This is a genomic window from Moorena sp. SIO1F2, from assembly GCF_010672755.1.
Lineage (GTDB): Bacteria > Cyanobacteriota > Cyanobacteriia > Cyanobacteriales > Coleofasciculaceae > Moorena.
Genome location: NZ_JAAHFV010000655.1, coordinates 1 through 1,484 on the forward strand (window position 1 = coordinate 1; position 1,484 = coordinate 1,484).

The 1,484-nt window shown below is 44.8% G+C and carries 1 protein-coding gene and 1 pseudogene; both read left to right on the forward strand.

Annotated elements, in window-relative coordinates; translation table 11 throughout:
• Nucleotides 1-436, forward strand: a pseudogene (locus tag F6J94_RS33790) (hypothetical protein); the annotation flags it as partial.
• A gap of 140 nt (nucleotides 437-576) precedes the next feature.
• Nucleotides 577-1,125 carry an ATP/GTP-binding protein gene (locus F6J94_RS33795; protein ID WP_293029065.1) on the forward strand — a complete coding sequence of 183 codons (549 nt, stop codon included), beginning with the start codon at nucleotides 577-579 and terminating at the stop codon, nucleotides 1,123-1,125.
• Nucleotides 1,126-1,484 lie beyond the last annotated feature (359 nt).

Here is a 1,484-nt window from a genome sequence, read left to right on the forward strand (position 1 = left end):
TGAAATGACGGGTTTAAGCATCTCAGCTACCAAAGCAACTCTAATTGGTCTGCGAGCTCTACCAGATTGGACTGGATTAGCAGACAAGCTACCTGAGACAACCTCCGCACTATCTAGGGCGATGGTGGGTCATCGCCAGTTAGGGCTAGACCCAATGGAAGCTGGAGTTTGGAAATTAGCCAATGGGTCGATTCCCCTCACTGATATTGCAACTCGGTTGGGGAAGTCTCTGGAAACGGTTCAACAGATATCCTTCCGGCTGATTAGCGTGGGTTTAGTCGCAGAAGTGCCTATGCTTACTTCATATCAACAGAACTATTGGCAATCACAGGGATTAGAGCCAGTCGCCGTTGGGGCAAATCGAACTGAGGAGGACAATCCTCAAGAGCTGAGCAATCGCTTTGTGCAACACTTACTTGGTTTCTTAAGGAGGTAATAACAGCTAGGTAGTTTTTGGAGTTAATGGTAGTTTTTATGCAATCAGAGCATGGTAATCCTAATCCAGTGGTTGACAATAATGTTGTCGTGTTTCCGATTCTGCTTCAGAACGGCTAACAGCAAATAAGCGTGGAAATTATGCGTCTAGTTGTGACCGGTGCCGTGGGTGCTGGAAAATCCTCTTTCATTCGCTCGGTTAGCGAAATCGATGTAGTGGATACAGATTGCCTAGCAACGGACGTGACAACTAAAATTAAGCAAAAAACTACAGTAGCGATGGACTTTGGGCGTTTGCAATTTGCTCGAGATATGGCGCTACATTTATATGGTACTCCAGGACAGTCTCGCTTTGATTTCATGTGGGACATCCTGATTCGGAAAGCCCATGCTTACATACTCCTTGTTGATGCCCATCGTCCCAGTCAGTTTAGCTCTTCCCGTCGCCTGCTCAGTTTTATGCAACAGCGTGTAAAAATTCCCCTAGTGATTGGTCTAACCCATGTCGATTGTGATGGAGCTTGGTCAGAAGAGGATATAGCGATCGCATTGGGCTTTGTGGATGAAAGCAATCGACCCCCGATGGTCAGCCTCAATGCCAATCAACGAGATTCTGTGATTCAAGCATTAATAGTGCTAGTACAATATATCATTAAATGTGACATCTCCCACACTCACCCTAATGGTTAGAGTGTGGGCTGATCGCCGTAAAATCTAAATTTAGGATCTAGCGATACTAGGTTTTGGTGTCTTTAAGCCATTTTGAGGTGTTTTTTGATAACTAGCAACTTAGGTTAGTAGTAGGGTAGATAATGCCAACCCTAGCAGAACTTAGGCAGCAATTCTACCTGTAGCTTCTGTTAATAATTCCCCCTACTACTTCTGGACTAGTGTTCTCGAAGAACAGAGGCTTGATCGCCACCCTTTCATCTTTCTACCTCCTTGGAGACTCCCGTTATACCCGCAGGGTTAACGGTGAGAGGAAAAGGAGGACAGAGTCTAGTTTGTATAAGCATAACCATCCTTTCTGTGAATAAATTTACAATATT

Bases quoted from the DNA above. Each gene is read 5' to 3' on its own strand.
- F6J94_RS33795 (WP_293029065.1), top strand. From the start codon at position 577: ATGCGTCTAGTTGTGACCGGTGCCGTGGGTGCTGGAAAATCCTCTTTC.